Annotated in this window: 12 protein-coding genes; 1 reads left to right on the top strand and 11 read right to left on the bottom strand. The window is 71.5% G+C overall.

The window, feature by feature from the left end; translation table 11 throughout:
• Positions 1-117: 117 nt before the first annotated feature.
• Positions 118-2,388 (top strand): AbfB domain-containing protein, encoded by a 2,271-nt coding sequence (locus RLT58_RS32140; protein WP_311314717.1) that lies wholly within the window; start codon positions 118-120, stop codon positions 2,386-2,388.
• 63 nt (positions 2,389-2,451) lie between these two features.
• Here the strand turns inward: RLT58_RS32140 and RLT58_RS32135 are convergent, their stop codons facing one another.
• The 11 genes from RLT58_RS32135 to RLT58_RS32085 all read right to left on the bottom strand — a co-directional run bounded on the left by RLT58_RS32135 (position 2,452) and on the right by RLT58_RS32085 (position 20,080).
• Positions 2,452-2,985, bottom strand: coding sequence for a GNAT family N-acetyltransferase (locus RLT58_RS32135; protein WP_311313863.1), 534 nt, complete (start codon positions 2,983-2,985; stop codon positions 2,452-2,454).
• Positions 2,986-3,077: 92 nt separating this feature from the next.
• Entirely contained in the window at positions 3,078-6,368 is a 3,291-nt protein-coding gene (locus RLT58_RS32130; RefSeq protein ID WP_311313862.1) for a LamG-like jellyroll fold domain-containing protein, read from the bottom strand.
• 231 nt (positions 6,369-6,599) lie between these two features.
• Positions 6,600-9,038: a GH92 family glycosyl hydrolase gene (locus RLT58_RS32125; RefSeq protein ID WP_311313861.1), complete on the bottom strand. Its 2,439-nt coding sequence runs from the start codon at positions 9,036-9,038 to the stop codon at positions 6,600-6,602.
• Positions 9,039-9,299: 261 nt separating this feature from the next.
• Complete coding sequence (locus RLT58_RS32120; protein WP_311313860.1) at positions 9,300-10,397, bottom strand: NADH:flavin oxidoreductase/NADH oxidase; 1,098 nt, start codon at positions 10,395-10,397, stop codon at positions 9,300-9,302.
• 123 nt (positions 10,398-10,520) lie between these two features.
• Complete coding sequence (locus tag RLT58_RS32115) at positions 10,521-10,793, bottom strand: DUF1876 domain-containing protein (RefSeq protein WP_136326073.1); 273 nt, start codon at positions 10,791-10,793, stop codon at positions 10,521-10,523.
• A 100-nt stretch (positions 10,794-10,893) separates the two neighbouring features.
• Entirely contained in the window at positions 10,894-11,274 is a 381-nt protein-coding gene (locus RLT58_RS32110) for a hypothetical protein (RefSeq protein ID WP_311313859.1), read from the bottom strand.
• 34 nt (positions 11,275-11,308) lie between these two features.
• Positions 11,309-14,488, bottom strand: a complete 3,180-nt coding sequence (locus RLT58_RS32105) for a glycosyl hydrolase 115 family protein (protein ID WP_311313858.1) — start codon at positions 14,486-14,488, stop codon at positions 11,309-11,311.
• Positions 14,489-14,543: 55 nt separating this feature from the next.
• The gene (locus tag RLT58_RS32100) at positions 14,544-15,605 is read right to left on the bottom strand and encodes an endo-1,4-beta-xylanase (RefSeq protein ID WP_311313857.1); all 1,062 of its coding nucleotides are present in this window, start codon (positions 15,603-15,605) and stop codon (positions 14,544-14,546) included.
• Between the two features lie 180 nt (positions 15,606-15,785).
• Positions 15,786-18,200, bottom strand: coding sequence for a beta-xylosidase/alpha-l-arabinosidase (locus RLT58_RS32095; RefSeq protein WP_311313856.1), 2,415 nt, complete (start codon positions 18,198-18,200; stop codon positions 15,786-15,788).
• 52 nt (positions 18,201-18,252) lie between these two features.
• Complete coding sequence (locus RLT58_RS32090) at positions 18,253-19,146, bottom strand: carbohydrate ABC transporter permease (RefSeq protein WP_311313855.1); 894 nt, start codon at positions 19,144-19,146, stop codon at positions 18,253-18,255.
• 4 nt (positions 19,147-19,150) lie between these two features.
• A complete protein-coding gene (locus tag RLT58_RS32085; protein WP_311313854.1) occupies positions 19,151-20,080 on the bottom strand; it encodes a carbohydrate ABC transporter permease in 930 nt (309 codons plus the stop codon).

Here is a 20,080-nt window from a genome sequence, read left to right as displayed (position 1 = left end):
TTCCACACCCGCTCCCCGTAACACGACGAAGGAGACACATCGATGAGCCGCTTACGTGTACCCGGCCGCAGACCGTGGTGGAGACGCGCGATCGCCGGCACGGGACTGCTGGCGCTGGTGTCCACCGCGCTGGTGGGGCTCGGCTCGACGCCGGCCGGTGCCGCGTCCTGGTCGCCCAAGCCCTCTCCCATGACCACGCCCTGGACCGGTCAGGTCCCGGTCGACAAGCCGCTGCCGGAGTATCCGCGCCCGCAGCTGACCCGCCCCGACTGGGCCAATCTCAACGGCATCTGGGACTTCGCGGTGACCGGCCGGGACGCCGGGCAGCCCGCGTCCTTCCCCGACCAGATCCGGGTCCCCTTCGTCGCGGAGTCCGCGCTCTCGGGCATCCAGCGCAGGATCACCGAGAACGACAAGCTCTGGTACAAGCGCACCTTCACCGTGCCGAGCGACTGGAACGGCCGCCGGGTCGAGCTCAACTTCGGCGCGTCCGACTGGCAGACCACGGTCTGGGTCAACGGCACCCAGGTCGGCGCGCACAAGGGCGGCTACGACTCGTTCGCCTACGACATCACCCCGCAGCTCAACGGCGGGACGAACACGGTCGTGGTCTCCGTCTACGACCCGACGCAGACCGGCGGGCAGGCCGTCGGCAAGCAGCGCATCAATGACGTGCAGCCGCACAACGGCGGCGGGATCTTCTACACCGCCGCCTCCGGCATCTGGCAGACGGTCTGGCTGGAGCCGGTCGCGGCCGCCCACATCACCCGGCTGGACATGACGCCGAACCTGGGCGACAGCACCCTGCGCGTGAAGGTGCAGACCGCCGGGGCGGCCGGGCGCACGGCCCGGGTCACCGTCTCCAGCGGCGGCAGCGTGGTCGGCACGGCCACCGGGACCGCCGGCTCCGAGATCTCCGTGCCGGTGCCGAACGCGCATCTGTGGACCCCGGAGGACCCGTTCCTGTACGACGTGAAGGCGGAGCTGCTCGACGGCTCGGCGGTCACCGACTCGGCGGGCAGCTACGCGGGCATGCGGTCGATCGCCGTGGCGAAGGTCGACGGAGTGCTGCGCCCGGTGCTCAACGGAAAGTTCGTGTTCCAGACCGGCACCCTGGACCAGGGCTACTGGCCGGACGGCATCTACACCGCGCCGACCGACGCCGCCCTGAAGTCGGACCTCCAGGCCCACAAGGACCTCGGGTTCAACATGGTCCGCAAGCACATCAAGGTCGAACCGCAGCGCTGGTTCTACTGGGCGGACAAGCTGGGCCTGCTGGTCTGGCAGGACATGCCGGCCATGGACACGGGCAAGAGCCCCGACTCCGCGGCCCGCACCCAGTGGGAGTCCGAGTTCCACGCGATCATCGACCAGCACCGCAGCTCGCCCTCGCTGGTGATGTGGGTGGACCAGAACGAAGGCTGGGGCCAGTACGACCAGGCCAGGATCGCCAACGAGGTGAAGGCGTACGACCCGTCCCGCCTGGTGAACAACATGAGCGGGGTCAACTGCTGCGGGTCGGTGGACGGCGGCAACGGGGACGTGGTCGACAACCACATCTACGTCGGCCCCGGCAACACCGCCCCGACGGCGACCCGGGCGGCCGTCCTCGGCGAGTTCGGCGGCCTCGGCTACAAGGTCCCGGGCCACGAGTGGTTCCCCGGCGGTGGCTTCAGCTACGAGGACCAGGCGAGCGTCGCCGCGCTGAACAACCGGTTCGTCGGTCTGCTCGACAGCATCCGGGTCGGCCAGCTGCCCGCGGGCCTCTCCGCCTCCGTCTACACGGAGATCACCGATGTGGAGAACGAGGCCAACGGGCTGCTCACCTACGACCGTCAGGTCGTCAAGGTGGACACCGCACGGGTGAAGGCCGCCAACCAGGCCCTCATCAACGCATCCCGCAACCCCGCCCCGCCGGTGACCCTGCCCACCGGGCAGTACAAGTCCCTGCGGGTCACCACACCGGGGCACACCACCAAGTATCTGCGCCATCAGGACGCGCTGGCCTTCACCGCCGTCGTCGACGGCGGGAGCAGCGCGCTGCTGAAGAACGACGCCACCTGGAAGATCGTCACCGGGCTCGCCAACAGCAACTGCTACTCGCTGGAGTCCCGCAACTATCCCGGCGAGTACCTGCGGCACCAGAACTTCCGGGTCCGGCGGGACGCCAACGACGGCTCGGCGCTGTTCAAGGCCGACGCCACCTGGTGCGCGGTCGGCGGGACGGGCGGGGTGCGGCTGTCCAGCGCCAATCTGCCGGGCAGCTATCTGCGCCACATCGACTCGGAGGTGTGGCTGGCCACCCCGGGCGGCGGCCACGCCTGGGACAACCCTGCCACGTTCACCGAGGACACCACTTGGGCGGTGGAGGCGCCCTGGGCGCCGTGAGCTGAACCCTCTCTCCTCCGCTTCACCGCCGGGGCCGACGGCCCGGATGCGACGCACCCCGCGTCATGTCCGGGCCGTCGGCCCTTTCCCCGCTCCCCTGTCAGGGGCGAGGTAGGTGTGCAGCAGCGCCGTCCGGCCGTCGGCGGTGGTCCAGTCGCCGGAGCGGCTGCCCGTGCGGCGCCAGCCGGCGCGCTCGTACAGCGCGACGGCGGCCGCACCGCCGTCCTCCACCTCCAGCACGAGCCGCCGGCCGTCGGACGCGGCAGCGTCCGCCACCACGTCGAGCAGGGCCTGCGCGACCCCGCGCCGCCGCGCCGAAGCCCGCGCGAACAGACGTGACACGGAGGCGAGTTCATCCGGCGGCAGTCCGGCTCCGGCCGCCAGGACGTCATCGGTGCGGGTCAGCGCCACATGCCCGAGAACGTCCGGGCCCGCCACCGCCACCCAGGCGGCGAGCAGCCCGTCCGGGGTGAGCCAGCCCGCGGGATCGGCCGGCCAGCGGGCCGGATAGCGGTCCTCCTCGTACACCGTGAACAGTGCGTCGAGGCACGCCTTCATGTCGGCGTCGCGGCGGCGACGGATCTGCGTCTGTCCCATTCCATGATCCTCACACACCGGCGCATGCCGCTGCCCGCCGTCGCGGCGTGCGACGGCGGGCTGCGGCTCGCTGGTCGGCCGGGAGCGGGGGGCTACCCCTGTCCGGCCCGGTGCAGGGCGCTCACCTCGTCGGCGGTCAGCGCCTTGTCGTACACGGCGACCTGGTCCACGGAACCGTTCCAGAAGTCACCCTTCTGGCCCGCGTACTGGGCGCGTCCGACGGAGAGCGGTCCGGTGCTGACATCGGCGGGTCCGGCCGCGGCGGTGGCCGCGAGCGTGCCGTCCACGTACAGCTTCACCTCGTCGCCGTCCCGCACCCCGACCAGGTGGTACCAGGTGCCGGTCTTCGGTGTGATCTCCAGCCGGGCGCGGTGGCCGCCCGGGGTACTGAAGGCGAACGCGCCCTGGCCGTACTGGAGATAGAACGGGTTCTCCGTGCGACGGCCGTCCTGGCTGACGACGGTGGCGTAGTTGCCGGGCAGTGCGTCGAGCCGGGCCCAGGCGGACACCGTGTAGTTCTTGGTGGTGTCGACCGCCGGGGCGGTGGTCTCGGCGTACTGGCCCTCGCCGTTGAACTTCAGCGCCGAGCCGTGGACGCCGGGGGTCCAGGTCGTGCCGGCGGAGAGGGTGAGCGGCAAGTGGTTGGGGCCCTGGTCGTTCGCCTTGGTGCCCTTGCCCTCGTCGAGGTTCCAGGCGGCGCCGCCCTTCACCTCGTCGCGGTGGCCGGCGGCCGCGCCGGCCGCGATGACCTGCTGGTTGATCTGGCGGACCTTCTTGGGGTCGACCTTGATCTCGCGGCGGTCGTAGGTGTAGAGACCGTTGAGCTCGTTCTCCAGGTCGCTGACCTGGGTGTAGACGGAGCCGGAGAGTTCGGCGCCGGCCGCGGCGAGGTAGTACGTGCGGGTGTTGTCGACGTACTTGGCGGTGAGGGCTGCCTTGTCGGCGACCCCGCTGTAGATCGCGGCGGGCGCGCCCGGCCACATGTGGCCGGCGGTACGGAGCGTGAAGCCGCCGTGCTCGCCGTCCATGGCCGCCCGGTCGTCCGGGAACGGGGCGTCGTTGTTGACGTAGTCGTGGTGGTCGATGATGTCGCCCTTGCCCGAGTCACCCTTCGACGAGCAGCAGTTGACACCGCTGTGCGCGTTGACGACGCGGGAGGGGTCGGCCGCCTTGACGGACTCGGCGATCCGGCCGGTCTCGGCGCGGTCCCACTCGCCCCAGCCCTCGTTGAAGACGATCCAGCCGCCGATCGCGGGCGAGTTGTGGAGCTGCTCCATCATCTCCTTGCCCTGCGAGAGGAAGGCCTGCTGCCCCTTCTGGCCGGTGATGTCGGCGGAGACGAAGTCCTGCCAGACCAGCAGGCCCAGCTTGTCCGCGTGGTAGTACCAGCGGGCCGACTCCACCTTGATGTGCTTGCGCACGGCGTTGAAGCCGAGGTCCTTCTGTGCCTTCAGGTCGAAGGTCAGCGCGGCGTCGCTCGGCTGGGTGTACAGGCCGTCGGGCCAGAAGCCCTGGTCGAGCATGGCGAGGGAGAAGAACGGCTTCCCGTTGAGCACCAGCTTCTGGTAGCCGCCGACCTTCTGGATGCCGAGCGAGCGCATACCGAAGTAGCTGTCGACGGTGTCCTTGGAGCGGCCGTCGGTGAGGGTGACCTCGAGGTCGTACAGATAGGGGTCGTCCGGGGACCACAGGTGCTGCTTGGCGACGGGCAGGCTCAGCGGGCGGTTGGCCGCGCCGGTGACCGTGCCGACGACCTTGCCCTTCCTGTCCCGGGCGACGGCCTTGACCTTCGCGCCCGCCGAGGCGTCGGCGGAGTTGACCGTCAGCGCGAGGCGGCCCTTGTCGATGTCGGGGGTGGTCGTCAGGCTGTCCACCGAGGCGGGCGCGACCGGCTCCATCCACACCGTCTGCCAGATGCCGGAGGACGGGGTGTAGACGATGCCGCCGGGGTTGCGGGACTGCTTGCCCTTCGGCTGGTCGTCACCGGTGGTGTCGGTGACCGCGACGACGATCTCCTGCGGGCCGCTGCCCTTGACCGCGTCGGTGATGTCCGCGCTGAAGGAGGTGTAGCCGCCGGTGTGCTCGGCGACCTGCTTGCCGTTGACCCAGACGCGGGCCTGGTAGTCGACGGCGCCGAAGTTGAGCTTCAGGCGGTTGCCGTCCTTGCTCGTGCCGTGCTTGTCCTTGCCGCTCTTGACCGCCCAGTTCTTCGGGACGGTGACGAGCTTGCGGTAGAACATGTGGTCTTCGTGGCGTTCGAGACCGGAGAGCTGCGACTCGACGGGGAACGGCACGGTGATGCGCTCACCGAGCTTCTTGCCGAAGACGGGCTGCTCGCCCGCCTTGGCCCCGGCGAACTCCCAGGGCCCGTTGAGGTTCTGCCACGCGTCGCGGACCTGCTGCGGCCGGGGGTACTCGGGCAGCGGGTGGTTGCGGTCGAGCTTGTCGCCCCAGGTGGTGGTCAGCCGGTGCGTGGACAGGTTCTTCGCCGTGCGGCTGATCTGGGGGACGGCCTTGCCGCCCACCGTGAGCCCGGCCTTGCCGTCGTACGTGACCCGGACCTGCTGGCCCTTCTGGACGGGGGCGGTCAGGGTGACGAGCAGGGCCTTGGCGTTGCCCGGCACCCGGGCGACGGACTTCACCGGGATCGGGGAGGTGTCCGCCTCGATCGTGAGGTGGTCCTTCAGCGCGGAGTAGTCGCCGGCCTTGTCGTCGAACGCCAGCTGGAGGCGCTGTCCGTCGCCCGGGACGGTCAGCCCGACCGGGTAGACCTCGAAGTCGGCCGGCGGGGTGAACGCGGACTCGGGGACGATCTGCTTGGCGAGCTTCGCGCTGGACCAGCGCAGGAACATGTTGGCGCCGCCGGTGTCCTGGAACATCTCCAGCCTGAACTCGTGCGTCTCGCCGGCCTTCAGCGCGATCGGCGCGCTGGTCTGCTCGTTGTCCCAGTCCGGCTCCCAGTGGTCGATGACCACCTTGCCGTCGATGAAGAGGCGGAAGCCGTTGTCGCCGCTGGCCGCGAAGGTGTAGTCACCGTCCTCGGGGGCCGTGATGCCGCCGGTCCAGCGGGCGGTGGTGTTCTCCGTCTGTCCGGTGGTGGACTCGAACGTGCCGGTGAGACCGGGGAAGTTGATCTGCGGGTCGAGGGCGACCCCGCCGAGCTTGTCGAAGTCCCGCGCGCCGGGCGAGGACATGCTGAAGTACTCGCCCTTCAGCCCATGGACCTCGGTGGCCGGGTCACCGGCCTTGAACGTGGTCGCGGAGGCGGCGCCGGCGGCTGCGGCGGGGGTGGCTGCGGCGGCCGGGACCAGGGTGGCCCCGACGGGGATCAGCAGCGCGGCGGCACAGACCGCCGTTCTGAACAGAGCGCGGGGGCGGGGCATTTGTCGTCTCAAGGCGTCGTCCTGTCGAGAGAGCTGAAGTGCCTCGAACCTGTGAGGCACAGCACACAATCGAACATTGAGCCACAGCATCAAACGTAAAACAACAGTCGTGCACAGAGATTTTTCAACGATAGAAAACACGGGGGAAGGAACGGCGGGGAGCCGGCGGCGAACCCCGCTCCGGTGCGCCGCGCTCAGGACGCGGCGCACCGGAGCGGAATCGTCCGTCCGTCAGCGCGGCAGCCCCGAAGGGGCGGTCGCCCAGCTGGTGTTGGGCGTCCCCGACAGCCGGAACGTCAGCTTCCCGCCCCGGGCGAGCAGACCGGCGTCCGTCCACGACCGGTCATGGACGCGTCCGTTGAGCGTCACCGCGTCGATGTACGGGCGGCCGGCGCCGGCGGCGGGTGCGCTGACGGTGATGTCCCTGCCGTGCGGCCGGCCGATCACCGCCTTCGGGAACAGCGGGGCCCCGAGCAGCAGCGCGCCGCTGCCCGGCGACTGCGGATAGAGCCCCAGCGCGGAGAAGACGTACCACGCGGACATGGTCCCCAGGTCGTCGTTGCCGGGCAGACCGCGCGGACCGGTGCCGTAGACCGTGTCCAGGATCTCGCGGACGGTGGCCTGGGTCTTCCACGGCTGACCGAGCGCGTTGTAGAGCCAGGGGGCGTGGATCCCGGGCTCGTTGGTCGGGTCGTAGCGCAGGGCGTCGCCGCCCTTCACCGACCAGGAGCCGTCCGCCTTGTGGAAGAAGCCGTCCAGGCGCCGCGCCGCGACGTCCCGGCCGCCCATCGCCTCCGCGAGCCCCTGGACGTCCTGCGGCACCATCCAGGTGTAGGTGGCGCTGGTGCCCTGGGCGAAGCCGAGGTCGCTGCCGGGGCTGAACGGGGTGACCCAGGAGCCGTCGAGATCGCGCGCCTGGATGTAGCCGTTCGTGCCGGCCCCGTCCGTGGCACCGGCGTTGTACACGTTGCGCCACCAGCCGCCGCGCTCCTCGAACGCCTTGGCCTCCGCGTCCCGGCCGAGCAGTGCGGCCCAGCGCCCGAGCGCGGCGTCGGCGACCGCGTCCTCCAGCGTCTCGGCGGCGCCGCCCCAGCAGTGGCAGACGTCCTGGGCCGCGTAGTGCGAGTCCAGGTACTGGGCCAGGTTGGGCCGCTGGCCGGTGCACTGACCCGGGCAGCCGGCGTCCGAGAGCCCGTCGTCCACGGGGACGGTCGCCTGGCGCGCCAGCGACTCGTACGCGCCCTCGTAGTCGAAGTTCCGCACGCCCATCGCGTAGAACGTGGCGAGGGTGGCGGCGGTGGGGTCGCCGGTCATGACATGGGTGGCCCCGTTGATGTGCACCCAGCGGTCCCACACCCCGCCGTTCTGCCGGGCGAAGTTGTACAGCGACTGGGCGAAGTCCCCGGCGATCTGCGGTTTCAGCAGGGCGAGCAGCTGGATCTGGGCCCGGTACTGGTCCCAGCCGGAGAAGTTGCTGTACTGCGCCCCCTGCCCGCGCTCGATCCGGTGCGGCTTGCCGTCCATGCCCGGGTAGCGCCCGTCGGTGTCGCTGATGATGTTGGGCTGCATCAGCGAGTGGTACAGGGCGGTGTAGAAGGTGGTGCGCTGGGCCTCGGTGCCGCCGCCCGTGCGTACGGAGTCCAGCTCCCGGTCCCAGGTGCGGCTCGCGGCGGCCGCGACGTCGGCCACCTCGGCGTGCGGGGCGATCTCGGAGCGCAGGTTGGCCTCGGCGCCCGCCTGGCTGACGTAGGAGATGCCGATCCGCATGTGGACATCGGTATCGGTTGCGGTGTCGAAGCCGACCCAGCCGCCCGATCCCCGTCCGGCCCGGTCCGCTCCGGTGGCATAGCCCTCGCCGCCGCTGCCGGAGGTCGAGCCCGGGGCGAGCGTGCCGTCCTTCCAGGTGCCGGTGGTGGAGAAGGCGCGGTCGAAGGAGGCGGTGAAGTAGAGCCGGTAGTAGCTCTTGCGGTTGTTGGTGCCGCCGTTGGCCCGTCGTCCGCAGAACGCGCCGGTGAGCACCGATCCGGTCACCTTGCGGTGGCCGGGGTCGATCTCGACCTGGGCGTCCTCGCTGCCGTTGAGCGAGTTCGAGACCCGGAAGAGCAGGTTGGCGGGCTTGCCGGCCGGGAAGGCGAAGTCGGCCACGCCCGCGCGACGGCTGACCGCGAGGTCGGCGGTGGCGCCGGAGTCGAGGCCGACGGTGTAGCGGCCGGGCACCGCGCGCTCGTCGTCGTGCGAGAAGTTCGCGGCGTAGACGGCGTCCTTGGTATCGGCGGACGGCGAGGAGGTGACCTCGCCGACGAACGGCATGATGGGGATGTCGCCCGCCGCACCGGGGTTGCACCCGGCGCCGTTGACATGGGTGAGGCTGAGCCCGCGCAGCCGGGTCGCGCCGTACTCGTAGCCGTTCGCGGCTCCGGTGCTGGTCTGGTCGCCGGTGGTGCTCGTCGGCGACCAGGCGATCATGCCGTACGGGAGGGTGGCGCCGGGAAAGGTGTTGCCGCCGTTCGCGCTGCCGATGAGCGGGTCGACGTAGGCGGTGGGCCGTACGGCGGGGGCCGCGGCACCGGCCGCCGGGGGCAGGACTGCGGCGCCGAGCGCGCCGATGACGAGCACGGCGGCCGTGCGCGCGGCGAGGCGCCGGGCCGCGGGCCATGGTCTGGTGGGCATGGAGCGATACCTCCGGGAGACCTTGCAGGGGGACCCACAGGGATTCTGACAACGTTGTCAGCGGCCGGGATCCGGCCGGTCGCAACGGTGATCGATGCCCGGCCGAGCGTAGGTCCCCGCGGCGCGGGAGGGAATGCCTGGGCCGTCATCCCCGGTGAATGCGCGATGAACGGATGCGGCGATCCGGACGGTCCGTACGCAACCGCCCTCCCCGCACGCCTCGGTGGGAGGGGGCGGGGAGGGCGGCTCAGGCGGCTGCGGTCAGATCGCGTAGCCGTACTGCTCGGGGGCGCGGACCGTGCCGCTCAGTTCGCGGGCCGCGTACTGCGCCCACGAGGGGCTGCGCAGCAGTTCGCGGCCGAGGAGCACGGCGTCGGCGCGGCCCTCGGTGAGGATCTTCTCGGCCTGCTGCGGGTCGGTGATCAGGCCGACGGCAGCGACCGGGAGCGAGGTCTCCCGCTTCACACGCTCGGCGAACGGGACCTGGTAGCCGGGGCCGGGCGCGATGCGGGCGCGGGGGGCGTTCCCGCCGGTGGAGACGTCCAGCAGGTCGACGCCGTGGGCCTGGAGTTCGGCGGCGAGCCGGACGGTCTCGTCGGCGGTCCAGCCCTCGCGCTCGTCCTCGGGGTTCTCGGTGAGCCAGTCCGTGGCGGAGATGCGGAAGAGGACGGGCAGGTCCTCGGGCCACACCTCCCGTACGGCGTCGACGACTTCGAGGGCGAAGCGGACGCGGTTCTCGTAGCTGCCGCCGTACGCGTCGGTGCGGTGGTTGCTGTACGGCGAGAGGAACTGGCCGATGAGGTAGCCGTGCGCGCCGTGCACCTCCGCGACCTGGAAGCCCGCCTCGACGGCGCGGCGCGCGGCCTCGCGGAAGGCGTCGACGACCCCCCGGATCCCGTCGGTGGTCAGCTCGTGCGGGACGGGGTAGCCGGTGTCGAAGGGCAGCGGGCTCGGCGCGACGGGCGTCCAGCCGTGCGCGTCCGGGCCGACGGGTCCGCCGCCCGTCCAGGGCGCGGCGGTCGAGGCCTTGCGGCCGGCGTGCGCCAGCTGGATGCCTGCGACCGAGCCCTGCGCCTTGATGAAGTCGGTGATCCGGCGGAAGGCCGCGGTCTGGGTGTCGTTCCAGATGCCCAGGTCGGCGGGGCTGATCCGTCCTTCGGGGCTGACGGCCGTCGCCTCGGTGAGGATCAGGCCGGTGCCGCCGGCGGCGCGGGCCGCGAGGTGGGCGAAGTGCCAGTCGGTGGGCACACCCGTACCCGGCCCCGTCGGCTCGGCGCTGTACTGGCACATCGGGGCCATCCACACCCGGTTGGGCACGACAAGCGACCTGAGGGTGAAGGGCTCGAAGAGGGCACTCACGACGGACTCCGTTTCGCCGGGTACGGAAAGGATCGCTAGTACGATACATCCCGTACTACGAAGCCCGTCAAATTACGACGTCTCTCGTACAACCGGCGAGGGCGGAGTCCGGCCCGCCGGCTCTCAGGTCAGCGGGTACGACGTGCGCCCGGAGGCCTCGTCGATCTCGTCGTGTGCCTTGGTCAGCAGCTTCATCGCCAGTTCGTTGAGCGCGCGGGCCCCCGCGATCTCCTCGCCCACCCGGGGCTGTTCGGAATCGGAGGGATGGCGGCTCGCATAGCCGTGGGCGCGTACCTCGCTCCCGTCGGACAGCCGCACCAGGGCCGCCGCGCGGGTGCGGTGCGTGTCTTCCTCGAATTCGAGCTCGATGTGCCATCCGACGGCCGTGTGCGTCATGGGGCTCACCTCCGGAGTCTCCTCTCCAGGGTGCGCCCCGTCCGGTGGCCGCGCGCGACGGGACGGGCGCGGCGGACGGGCGGACGCGCGGGGCCGGGGCTCAGCCGCGCCGGCGCAGGGTGATGCGGGCGTCCGCGTCGTACAGCTGGTTCCAGGTGCGTCCGGCGCCGGACCTCCAGGTGACATGGGCGGTGTCGCCCTCGGCCCGCACGGCGTCCACCGTCATGGGGCGGTCGCCGTCGCGCACGTCGCCCCGGCGCAGTTCGTCCGCCCTGACCGTGACGGGGTCCGCCGACCCCGCGCTCTCGGCCTCGTCCGCCGCGAGGCCGAGAGCGGCGGCCAGCTCCCGGGCCCGGGCCGGGGAGCAGACGAACGAGAGCTCGTTTGACGGTGTCCTGAGCCTGATCCCGACCTCCGCACCGACGGGCGCGGCGTCCAGAGTCCCGGCGGAGCCGCCGGTGTCCTCGTTCTCGTTCGTCATCGCTCTGTGCTCCCCTGCTGTCCCCGGCCCCCGCTCAGCGCAGCCGGAGGCTCTCCGGCGGGCCCAGATAGCTGGGCTTGAGGCCGCCGGTGTCGACCACCAGGTTCTGCAGCACCACCGTCGGGTCGACCATCCAGAATTTCAGCACATGCACGCCGGCGGTGCGGATGCGGTGCACCGTACTGGTGACGTTGACGTTGTCGGAGGTGTTGCGGGCCCACTGGGCGTTCATGGTCCCGTCGTCCGCCCCGGTCACGGCGGTGACGTTCACCCTCTGCGGCGCGGCGTCGTCGAAGGAGACGGCGTACGTCAGCCCGTCGGTCGGCAGCGGGTTGTTGCGGGGCGAGAGGTACGCGTGGACGGTGACCGGACCGGTGGTGAACAGGCTCACCCGGTACTCCAGTCGCGGACCGGAGCCGCCCGGGCTCCGGCGGGGCGCGGTGACCGGGAACGGCTCCATTCCGGCGCCGGTGCGTCCGATGTCCGGGATGCGCTGCCAGCTGATCCCGTGGCTCCCGACGGCGCGGCTGTAGTGGTCGGCCTCGATGGAGACGTATCCGTTCGCCTCGACGAAGCCGTCCAGGTGCGCGCGGGAGAGCGCCGGGCGCTCGACGACGGCCGTGACGACCACCGTCGCGCCGTCCGGCCCGGTGACCGTGACCGGCACCTCGGTGACGCCCCGGGGCGCCCGGTCCCAGTCGACGCGCAGGGTGATCCGGTCCTGCCGGGCGACCCGGCCGCGGACCCGGTCGGCGGTCAGCCAGGAGACGCCGGTCCGCACCCGGTAGTCGAACGGGGCGCGGCCCCGGTTGAACACCTCGATGTACTGGGCGGGCCGGCTCTGGTAGGGGCTGAAGACCGGCAGCACGGCCGGACCGCGCTCGTGCGGCCACCAGGCGGCCGAGCCGTCCACGGCCACGCCCATCTCCGCGCGGGCGGGCAGCTCGATGCGCCTGACCTCGGGGAAGAGCACGTCCTTGAGCGCGACGTTGTCGATCTCGGGCTGCTGCCAGGGCGCGTTGGGGCCGTAGCGCTCCACATCTCCGTAGTCGATGTGCGGCTGGGTCTGGAAGCCCCGCCACTTCCCGCCAGCGACGGTGTGGAAGCGGTCGGCCAGGGCCAGATCCTCGGCGAGCCCCGCCTCTGCGGCGGCGGCCAGGTCGTTGGTGCCGGCCCGGCCCTGTGCGGCGTAGTGCAGGTTGGTGAACTCCGCCTCGCGCAGCGCGTAGAGATTGGCGGTGGCCAGCACCTCGTAGCCGACCAGTTCGTACCAGGCGTCCTGGGCGGAGGCAGGCAGCCTGCGGCCGACGCTCTCGGCCTCGGCTCCGAGCCGGCGCCACTCCTCGGTGACCCGCTCCAGCTCGCGGTAGTCGACGAGACTGAACGGGCCGGCCTGGTCGTCGTGGACGACGGCCGAGCTGTCCGTGGCGGGGTCCTTGGCCGGGTCGAGGGTGATCCTCCGGTTGAGGAGTTCGGGCTTGCGCCGTGACTGGAGCCGGGCGTAGGTGCGCAGGATGTCCGCGACGGCGGTGGCCTGCTGCTCGCCGAAGTTCTGCCGTGCGTACCGCTCCTCCCACTCCGGCAGCCGGTCCAGGGGCCAGCGCTCCGGGTCCCAGGCGTACTCCAGGAAGAACTGGGTGGGCAGTTCGTTGCCCTTGAGGTCACCCGCGTTGGTGACCCACAGTCCGTGGTTGCCGTAGGCGACGCACTGGTGGAGCTGGTCCCACATGTTGGGCAGCGAGGTGGTGTCCACCCACTTGTAGTTGCGGCCGACCCCGACGTAGTCGAAGTGGTAATAGAGGCCGTAGCCGCCCTCGCGGGCGTCGTTCTTCAGGTCGGGCAGCTTGCGGATGTTGGCCCAGTTGTCGTCGGTGAGGACGACCGTGATGTCGTCGGGCACGCGCAGTCCCCGGTCCCAGTAGTGCTGGACCTCCTCGTAGAGCGTCCAGACCTGCGGAATCGTGGTGATGTCCCTGCCGGTGACCTCGGCCAGGATCTGCCGCTGGGTGGCGATGATCTCGGTCATCAGCTCGATGCCGTCGCCGTCGGGGAGGCCGACGTCGCCGTTGCCGCGCATCCCGAGGGTGACGACGCCCTCGAAGTCCTCGTCCTTCATCCGCCGGATGCCGTCGGCCCAGTAGGCCTTGATGGCCTCGGCGTTGCGGCGGAAGGACCACTCACCGGTGCCGCCGTAGGGGTCGTGGCCGGGGGTGGTGACGGTGCCGGCCTCGTCGCGCACGGCGGCGACCGCGTGCCGGTTCCACTCCTCGATGCCGCGCATCATGGGGGCCTCGTGGGAGGTGCCCATGACGATGCCGTACGCCTTGGCGGTGGCGTGGTTGAGCGGATCGTCCTCGGCGAAGGCGCGGCCCCAGACGGCCGGCCACAGGTAGTTGGCCTTGAGGCGGAGCATGACCTCGAAGACCCTGGCGTAGAAGTCCGCGTTGAAGCCGCCCTCGTAGCCGGGGGCCTTGCCGGGGCCGAAGTGGGCGGGCGCCCAGGTGCCGAGCGCGGGGTTCTCGTCGTTGATGAAGAAGCCCCGGTACTTCACGGCGGGGGTGCCCTGGGTGTGCCGGCCGGGCAGGACGTGGATCTCGTCCCGGTGCACGGGGACGACGTCGTCCCACCAGTACCAGGGCGAGACGCCGATCCCCCGCGAGACGTCGTACGTGCCGAAGACGGTGCCGCGCTGGTCGCTGCCGGCGATCACGAACGCGCGGTCCACACCCGGCAGCGGCCGGTCCACGACGGTCTGGAGGCTGGTCTCCCACTTGCCCCGGATCGAGGAGACGTCGAGCTTCCCGTCGGCGATCAACCGGTCGATCAGCGGGCTGCGGCCCACGGTGCCGATGAGCGTGATCTCGCGCCCCCCGGGCACCGCCCCGTGGGAGAGGGCGGGGCGGACGCCGGTGACGCGTTCGATGTCGTCGCGGAGGTCGCCCGCCACCCGCACGACGCCCGCCCAGTCACGGTCGCTGACCACGACCGGGGCCGCACGCCCGTTCCTGACCAGCGGGAAGGTGCCCGGTCCCGCCGTGAACGAGATGTACGAGCCGGGGTCCGCGGGCCGGGCCGAAGGGCCGTGGCCGGTCGCGGCCGCCTCGCCCGACATCCCGAGAAGGGAGCCGAGGGGCGTCGCGGTGAGGGCGGTGAGCCCCAGACCGAGGCCGAGGACCGCCCTGCGGCCGGCGTACCGCGGAACGCCGTGGCCCATATCGCTCTTCTCTGTGTCCGTGTCCGGGAGGCGGTCGCTCATCGGGCGGCCAGCTTCAGGTCGTCCAGGAGCGCCCGGTAGGCGGGCTTGGGCCGGTCGTTCTCGTCGAAGAGGTTGCCGCGCCCTCGCCCTCGAAGGTGGACGGCACCCAGGAGTACGTGTCGGAGAAGCCCCACACCGTGAAGTCGGTGCAGCGCCGGGTGAGCAGGCAGCCGCGCAGCAGCACGTCGTACCCCTCGGCCTGGGCCTCCTGCCCGGTGCTGTCGGACGGCATCGGGATCCGGACGTCCGCCTCGGTGATCGCGGTCTCCAGGCCCAGGTCGTCGAACCGCTTCATGTTCGCGGCGATGTCGTGCGGGGCGTTGTACTGGACGGCGAGGTGGCCCTGGATGCCGACGCCGTCGATGGGTACGTGCTGCTCGCGCAGCCGTGTGACCAGCTCCAGCAGGGCAGTGCTCTTGGCGTTGACGCCCTCGATGTTGTAGTCGTTGATGAACAGCTTGGCCTTGGGGTCGGCCTCGTGGGCCCAGCGGAAGGCGTCCGCGATGTAGCCGGGGCCGAGCTTCCGCAGCCAGATGCTGTCGCGCAGGGTGCCGTCGTCGTCGAACGCCTCGTTGACGACGTCCCACTGCCAGATCCGGCCCTTGAAGTGGCGGGCCTCGTCGGTGATGTGCTTGCGCAGGACGGCGCGCAGTTCGTCGGCTCCGAGGTCGGCGGTGGTGAGCCAGCCGGGCAATTGGTTGTGCCAGAGCAGGGTGTGGCCGCGGACCAACTGTCCGTTGGCGCGGGCGAAGTCGACCAGCTTGTCGGCCTCGGACCAGTCGTACCGGCCCCGCTGCCCCTCGACGGCGTCCCACTTCATGACGTTCTCGGGGGTGACGGAGGTGAATTCGGACGCCGCCCTGGCCCGGTAGGACGCGTCCTCGGCGAGCGCGGAGGTGTCGACCGCCGTGCCGATCCGCAGGCCGGCCCGCTTGCCCAGCGCGCCGAGGGTGGTCGCCGAGGTGTCCTGGTGCGGCCTGCCGCGGCCGGAGTTGGCGACGGCGTTGACGGTGCAGGGGACGAGCAGGGCCGCGACGGCGGCGCCGGTCAGAACGGCCTTCGTTGGCTTGCGCATGACATACAACCCCTTCGATGGACGTACGCGCCTGCCGTCAGGCCGGTGGCGTGCGTACGGTGCGGGTGTTTCGAAAGTTTCGCGACCCTCTCCGCACCGCCGGCGCACGGGCGGCGGCGGTACGGAACCTGGCGGCGGCGGTGCGGGCGGCGCCGCCCCCGCCCGGTGGCCTCGGGAGGGTCAGCCGCCGACCGGGGCGGCCGCCGTGACGTGCTCGATGGAGGCGTCGCAGACCAGCCGGCGGCGGTGGTCGAGCGTGCGCTCCGGGCCGGTCAGCCTCAGCCGCACGGTGTGCCGGATGTCCTCGGCACCGCTGGACGCGGCGAGGCGCAGCTCCAGCGCACCGGGTTCGACGACGCGCCGGCCCTCGATGCCGGTGAAGGACACCAGATCGGCGTGGAACCGGAAGCGCACCCGCGCCTCCTGCCCGGCCTCCAGCGCAACCCTCGCGTAGCCGATGAGCCGGCTGTCGGGGCGGGTGATCTGGGCGACCGGGTCGTGCACATAGAGCTGAACGACCTCCGCGCCCGCCCGGTCACCGGTGTTGCGGACCGTCAGCTCGATGTCGGCGGAGCCGTCCGTGGGGATCTCCTCGGGCACCGGCGCCCCCGCCTCCCAGGCGAAGGAGGTGTACGAGAGACCGTGACCGAAGGGGTAGAGCGGCGTCGGGTCCAGGTTGGTGACCCCGTTGGCGAGTCCCAGCGGCGGCTGGAGGTACGTCCACGGCTGGCCGCCGGGGTGCCGCGAGACGCCGACCGGCAGGCGGCCGGAGGGGTTGACCCGGCCGGAGAGCACCCCGGCGAGGGCCGGGCCGCCCTCCTCGCCGGGGAAGAACGCCTGCACCACGGCGGCCGTGCGGTCCGCCCAGCGGCCCAGCGCGTACGGGCGGCCCGACAGCAGCACCAGGACCACCGGGGTCCCGCTCTCCAGCAGCGCGTCGAGCAGTTCGCCCTGGACGCCGGGGAGCGAGAGGTCGTCGGCGTCGCAGCCCTCGCCCGAGGTGCCGCGCCCGAAGAGTCCGGCCCGGTCGCCGAGCACGGCGACGCACACGTCCGCGTCCCGGGCGAGGCCGGCGGCGGCGGCGATCTGAGAGGTGTCCGTGCCGTCCACCTCGCAGCCGGGCACGCTGTCGAGGGCGGCGCCGGGGAACTCGGCGCGCAGCGAGTCGAGCAGGGTCGGGATGTCGATGCCCGTGGCGGTCTCGGGGTGCAGGACCCCGACATGGCTGGGGAAGGAGTAGCAGCCGAGCATGGCGAGCGCGTCGTCGGCGCGGGGTCCGACCACGGCGATGCGTCCCGTACCGCTCAGCGGCAGGGTGTCACCGGGGTTGGCCAGCAGCACCACGGCCTGCTCGGCCAGCCGCCGGGCGAGTGCCCGGTTCCGGGGCGGGTCGAGGTCGATGGTGTCGCGCACCTGCTCGGGGCCGCCGCCTCGCAGGAGTGCGGGCAGCGGGTTCCAGTCGGGGTCGAGCAGCCCGAGTTCGCACTTCTGGAGCAGGACGCGGTGCAGCGCCCGGTCGACCAGTTCCTCGGGCACGGTGCCGTGGCGGACGGCGGCGACGAGTTCCTCGCCGTAGCTGCGGACGGTGGGCAGTTCGACGTCCACCCCGGCCCGCAGGGCCAGGCGGGCGGCGTCGGCGCGGTCCTCGGCGATCTTGTGCAGCGTCTCCAGGAAACCGATCGCGAAGTAGTCGGCGACGACCGTGCCCTCGAATCCCCAGGTGTCGCGGAGCAGTCCGGTCAGCAGGGACGGGTCGGCCGCCGACGGCACCCCGTCGATCTCCGTGTAGGAGTGCATGACCGAGCGGGCGCCGCCCTCGGTCAGCGCCATCTCGAAGGGCGGCAGAACGACGTCGGCCAGTTCCCTGGCCCCGGCCCGGACGGGCGAGAGGTTGCGGGCGCCGGCGGAGGCGGCGTATCCGGCGAAGTGCTTGAGGGTGGCGACGATGCCGGCGGACTCCAGTCCGCGCACATAGGCGGTGCCGATGGTGGCGACGAGGTAGGGGTCCTCTCCGATGGTCTCCTCGACGCGGCCCCAGCGCAGGTCGCGGACCACGTCCAGGACGGGGGCCAGCCCCTGGTGGATGCCGACGGACCGCATGTCGCTGCCGATCCGGTGGGCCATCTCGGTGACCAGGTCCGGATTCCAGGCCGCGCCCCAGGACAGCGGGACCGGGTAGGCGGTCGCGCCCCAGGCGGTGAATCCGGCGAGGCACTCCTCGTGGGCGAGTGCCGGGATGCCGAAGCGTCCGGCTCCGGCGATCGCCCGCTGGGCCCGGGCCAGCGAGACCGCGCCCACGGCGGGGTCCACCGGCGCGGTGCCGAAGGGCCGGGTGAGCTGGCCGAGGCCGAGCGGGATCAGCGCGTCCCAGTCGATGGGGTCGACCATGTCGTTCTGGTGCGGGGCGACCCCGTCCCCGTCGGCGTCGGCGCCCACCCAGATTCCGTACAGCTGGGCGGTCTTCTCCTCAAGGGTCATCCGGGAGACGAGGTCGGCCACCCGCTCCCGCGGGGGCAGCGCGGGATCCTGCCAGGGGCCTTCGACGGCGGTGGCCGCTTCGGTGCTGCGGGCATGCGGGACAGGGGGGTTTGCCATGGCGGCGGGGATTCCTCTCAAGAGTGCGGTGGTACGGGGCGGCGTGGTGGGGCTACTTGCCGCCCACCCCCATCAGTCCGTTGACCAGTGCCTTCCGGGCCACGAGGTACACGGCGAAGATCGGCACGACGGAGAGCACGATCGCGGCCAGCACGGCGGGGATGTTCACCCCGAACTGGGACATGAAGTTGAAGAGGCCGAGGGTCAGCACCCGGTTCTCCTCCGACTGGGTCAGGATCAGCGGGAACAGGAAGCCGTTCCACGCCTGGAGGGCCGTGTAGATGGCCACCGTGCTGATGCCGGCCTTGGACATCGGGACCGCCAGCTGCCACAGCATCCGCAGCGGGGTCGCGCCGTCGAGCGCCATCGCCTCGTACATCTCCTCGGAGACGTCGCGCATGGTGCCGCTGAGGATCAGCACCGCCACCGGCATCGCGAACGCGGCGGTGGGCAGGATGATCGCCGGCAGGCTGTCGTAGAGGCCCATCTTGCTGATGAGCAGGTACAGCGGCACGATCACGGCCTGCGCGGGGATGGCCACTCCGAGCAGGAAGGTGCGGAAGGCCAGCGAGGAGAGCCTGCTGCGGGTGCGTACCGCGACATAGGCGACGGGCACCGCGAGCAGCAGCACGATGGCGACGGTGGCCGCGGCGACGATCGCGGTGTTGGCGAGCATCGAGGAGAAGCCGCTGTCCAGCACGGTGCGGTAGTTGTCGAGCGTCGGGTGGGCCGGCACGGCCAGCGGATCGCCGTTGAGCGCCTCGTCCTGGTGCATGAGCGAGGAGGAGACCAGGGTGTAGAGCGGGACGGTCACGAGGAGCAGCCAGACCAGCGAGCCCAGGCCGGCCAGGGGGTTGCCCCACTTCCTGCGGCGCCGCAGGGCGGCCGGCAGGCCGCGGGTCACGGGCTGCGCGGGGCGCGTGGCGGGGCGGGTGTCGAGAGACATCGCGTCACATACCTTCCCGGGTGGACCGCATGTTCCCGAAGCCGCTGAAGCGGACCAGGATCAGGGACAGGGCGGTGGCCACGACGACCAGGGCCGTCGCGATCGCCGCGGCGTAGCCGAGGTCGTAGGTCTGGAAACCGGTCCGGTACATCAGGTAGGGCAGCACGGTGGTGTCCGTGCCCGGACCGCCCTTGGTCATGATCAGCACGGTGTCGAAGTACGTCAGCGAGCCGACGATCATCAGGACCGACGAGGTCGTGACGGTGTTGCGCAGCTGCGGCAGCGTGATGTGGAAGAACTGGCGGAGCATGCCGGCCCCGTCGATCTCCGCGGCCTGGTACAGGACCTGCGGGATCTGCCGGGTGCCGCCCTGGTAGATCAGGGTGTGGAAGGGCATGAACTGCCAGCCGCCGACGAAGGCCACGGTGAGCAGGGCGCCGGTGGACGAGCCCATGATGTTCGGGTCGATGCCGAACCAGGGCCCGATCTCCTTGATCACACCGAAGTTCGGGTCGAGCAGGGCGTGGAAGAGCATCGCGATGGCCGTGGTGGAGAGCAGCAGCGGGATGAAGAAGACCGCCGAGAGCACGGCGCGGCTGCGCTGTCTGCCGGCCGCCCAGACACCGAGCAGCAGGGCCACGGGGGTCTGGAAGGCCCAGCTGACCGCGGTGAGGAGCAGGCTCAGCCAGGCGGCCTGACGGAACTCCGGGTCCTTGAACAGCCTGGTCCAGTTGTCCGTGCCGACGGGGGCCGGGGAGTTGAGCCCGTCCCAGTGGCAGAAGGAGAGGTAGACGGCGATCCCCAGCGGGACGATCGCGAAGACGGCGAAGAAGAGGATGCCGGGCAGGGCCCAGACGACCGGGGGGCGGCCGACGCTGCCGGCGGCCGCCTTCCTTCCTCCACGCACCTTTTTGTACGAAGAGACGTGGGACAT

Source organism: Streptomyces sp. ITFR-16 (assembly GCF_031844705.1).
In the GTDB taxonomy this organism is placed as follows: domain Bacteria; phylum Actinomycetota; class Actinomycetes; order Streptomycetales; family Streptomycetaceae; genus Streptomyces.
Note: the sequence above shows the minus strand (reverse complement) of the source record. Positions and strands in the feature narration are given on the sequence as shown.

Excerpts from the sequence above, each read along its gene's own strand:
- RLT58_RS32135 (WP_311313863.1), bottom strand. The coding sequence starts at position 2,985 with ATGGGACAGACGCAGATCCGTCGCCGCCGCGACGCCGACATGAAGGCG.
- RLT58_RS32130 (WP_311313862.1), bottom strand. The coding sequence starts at position 6,368 with ATGCCCCGCCCCCGCGCTCTGTTCAGAACGGCGGTCTGTGCCGCCGCG.
- RLT58_RS32125 (WP_311313861.1), bottom strand. The coding sequence starts at position 9,038 with ATGCCCACCAGACCATGGCCCGCGGCCCGGCGCCTCGCCGCGCGCACG.
- RLT58_RS32115 (WP_136326073.1), bottom strand. The coding sequence starts at position 10,793 with ATGACGCACACGGCCGTCGGATGGCACATCGAGCTCGAATTCGAGGAA.
- RLT58_RS32110 (WP_311313859.1), bottom strand. The coding sequence starts at position 11,274 with ATGACGAACGAGAACGAGGACACCGGCGGCTCCGCCGGGACTCTGGAC.
- RLT58_RS32105 (WP_311313858.1), bottom strand. The coding sequence starts at position 14,488 with ATGGGCCACGGCGTTCCGCGGTACGCCGGCCGCAGGGCGGTCCTCGGC.
- RLT58_RS32100 (WP_311313857.1), bottom strand. The coding sequence starts at position 15,605 with ATGCGCAAGCCAACGAAGGCCGTTCTGACCGGCGCCGCCGTCGCGGCC.
- RLT58_RS32095 (WP_311313856.1), bottom strand. The coding sequence starts at position 18,200 with ATGGCAAACCCCCCTGTCCCGCATGCCCGCAGCACCGAAGCGGCCACC.
- RLT58_RS32090 (WP_311313855.1), bottom strand. The coding sequence starts at position 19,146 with ATGTCTCTCGACACCCGCCCCGCCACGCGCCCCGCGCAGCCCGTGACC.
- RLT58_RS32085 (WP_311313854.1), bottom strand. The coding sequence starts at position 20,080 with ATGTCCCACGTCTCTTCGTACAAAAAGGTGCGTGGAGGAAGGAAGGCG.